Raw genomic sequence first — 2,694 nt, forward strand, 5'->3', positions numbered from 1 at the left:
ATTGCCAATGTCCGCAGCACGCTGCAAAGCGACGACCAAAAGCGGTCGTAATTGAACATAAGGATCCCAAACAAATGGACGACGCCATCCTGCGTTATTACGAAGCCGAGATGCGCTACCTGGGCGAAGCTGCGAAGGAGTTTGCCGACGCGCATCCGGACCGTGCCCGCATGCTGAATCTTGATCGCGTCGGCGATCGTGATCCGTACGTCGAACGGCTATTCGAGGGCTTTGCGTTTCTCACCGGCCGGTTGCGCCAGAAGCTGGATGACGAACTGCCCGAACTGACTGAAGGACTGGTCAGCCTGCTATGGCCGCACTATCTGCGCATGATCCCTTCGTTATCGATCCTCGAGATGACGCCCGCGGCTGACACGCTGCAAAAGACTGAAAATGTCCCTGCGGGCCTAGCGGTGCGCTCGGGCAAGGTGGGCGTGAGCGGCGTGCAATGCCTGTACCGCACAACGCAAGCGGTGACGCTGATGCCGATCCGGCTCACTGAAGCGGCACCCTCGGTCCGGCACGATGCACGCTCGGTCATCCGCTTCAAGTTCGAGATCGACAAGTCCGCACCCCGTGAGGCGCTTGATTTGTCGCGCATTCGCCTCTATCTCAACGCCGATCTGCCGGTTGCCTTCGCGTTACACCTCGCGCTGACACGCCAGACACAATCGCTTTCGTTGCGAGTTCCCGACGTGCAAGACGGTGCGGCGACGCCGCTAAAGGGTGCGTGGATCGAAGCGGCGGGATTCTCAGCAGATGAGCGCTTGTGGCCGAAAGCGGATGTTGCATTCTCGGGTTATCAACTACTGCTGGAATATTTCACGTTCCGCGAAAAATTCCTGTTTGTCGACTTGTGCGGCCTGAGCATCAACGCGTTGCCACCCGACGCGTGGAGCTTCGAGGTCGAGGTACTGCTCAAGGAAAGTTACCCAGTTGACTTGCGCTTCACTGCAGCCAACGTGCGGCTGTTCTGCACGCCGATCATCAACTTGTTCGCACTCGACGCCGAACCCGTGCGAATCGATCATCACGAGACCGAGTATCGCGTGAAGCCGATGCATCACCACGGCGACTTCGTCGAAACGTATTCAGTCGAAGCGGTGGAGGCGTTCGATCACGATACCGCCGAGCGTTTCGAGTACGTCCCGTTTTCTACATTCAGGCATCGGGGCGGCATGCTTCGCCATGAGGCCCCTGAGCGTTACTTTCATACGCGCGTCAGGCAAGGTGTCAAGGGCCTGTTCGACACATGGATCATTCTCGGTGGTCACGCGTGGGAATCGATACCGGATTTGCCCGAGGAGACGCTGTCGCTGCGCGTGACGGGTACGAACGGCATGTTGCCGCGCAAAGGCTTGCGCGAAGCGAGTATCAACGAGCTGGTCGCGAGCGCACCGAACGTCGGGAGAGTCTGCAATCTTACGTCGCCCACGTTGCCGGTTTATCCCCCGGTGAATGACCGATTCCAGTGGCGCGTGCTGTCTCATCTCGCGCCGAATTTCTTGTCGCTGATGGACGCGGAAGTGTTGCGCGGGGCTTTGGCGTTGTACGACTGGACAGGGGACGAACTGAACCGTCGTCGTCTCGCGGGCATCCAGCATGTATCGCAGAAACTCCTGCGCAAGGTGATTGGCGGCGGTGTCGAGCGCGGCGTGCTGATCGAGGTCACGCTTGATAGCCACGCTTTCGCGGGCACGGGTGATGTGTACCTGTTTGGTGAGCTATTACACCGGTTCTTTACGCTGTACGCCGAGATCAATCTCTTCACCCAACTGGCGATCGTCAGCTTGCCTTCGGGTAAGCGCATCGAGTGGGCGGCAAGCCACGCGGAGCGCTCGCCACTATGAATGCGCCTGAAACGCTTACCGGCGTATCGCCACTTGTGACACCGCTTGTGCGGGCACTGCTCGCGCGTGCGCCGCAGATGAAATTTTTTCAGTTTTGCCAACTGATCGAACGACTGGCGCCTCAGCGCATGGGTCTGGGCACACGCGACACACCCGCTAGCGAACTGGTCAGGTTTCGGCCTTATCCCAAAGTGGGCTTTCCGGGCACGGAGTTGGCCGCCGTCGAATTCGACCACGCGCGCCCGGATCGGCCGCCGTCGGTCCGCACGACGTTTCTCGGACTGTACGGCGTGAATGCGGCGATGCCACCGCATCTTATTGACGATATCGTCCTGAGACGGGAAGGGCATGAGGAAGTCATGTCGTTTCTCGACCTGTTCAATCACCGGATCGCGACGCTCTTTTATCGCACGTGGCGAAAGTATCGGTATCCATCTGGCTTTGAGCGAGGCACCGACGACGACACCTCGCTCGACCTTTTATGTCTTGCGGGCTTTGGGCTGGGTGACAAGGCGGGCAGCGCGGGACTGCCGTCTGCGCGCGTGCTCGGACTGCTGGGCTTGCTGACCCAACGTACGCGCACGGTGGAAGGGCTGGCGGGCGTCGTCGCACTTGCCTTGCCGGGCGCGGGTGTCCAGATCGTCGAGCGTTTCCCGGTCTGGGTCCGGCTCGATACTCAGTCCGGCCTGCGCTCGGGCGGTTCATTGGGCAGACCCGAAACCGCCGGGCAAGGTCTTGGCCGAGGGCATGTACTGGGACGCCGCGTCAGGAATCGCGGCGAGGCGGTTCGGCTTACGTTGCGGCCTGCAACCCCGGAACAGGCGCACGATCTCCTGCCCGGCGC

The 2,694-nt window shown here is 60.6% G+C and carries 2 protein-coding genes; both read left to right on the forward strand.

Translation table 11 applies throughout. The features are described 5' to 3' along the window. Positions 1 to 74 precede the first annotated feature (74 nt). Positions 75 to 1,850, forward strand: a complete 1,776-nt coding sequence (gene tssF / locus WCA53_RS12385; RefSeq protein ID WP_423910063.1) for a type VI secretion system baseplate subunit TssF — start codon at positions 75 to 77, stop codon at positions 1,848 to 1,850. After that, a partial coding sequence (tssG, locus tag WCA53_RS12390; protein WP_423910066.1) for a type VI secretion system baseplate subunit TssG occupies positions 1,847 to 2,694 on the forward strand: 848 nt, incomplete at its 3' end. The genes tssF and tssG, both read left to right, overlap by 4 nt.

Origin of the sequence: Caballeronia sp. (assembly GCF_049581465.1) — a bacterium.
Lineage (GTDB): Bacteria > Pseudomonadota > Gammaproteobacteria > Burkholderiales > Burkholderiaceae > Caballeronia.

Bases quoted from the DNA above. Each gene is read 5' to 3' on its own strand.
- tssF (WP_423910063.1), top strand. From the start codon at position 75: ATGGACGACGCCATCCTGCGTTATTACGAAGCCGAGATGCGCTACCTG.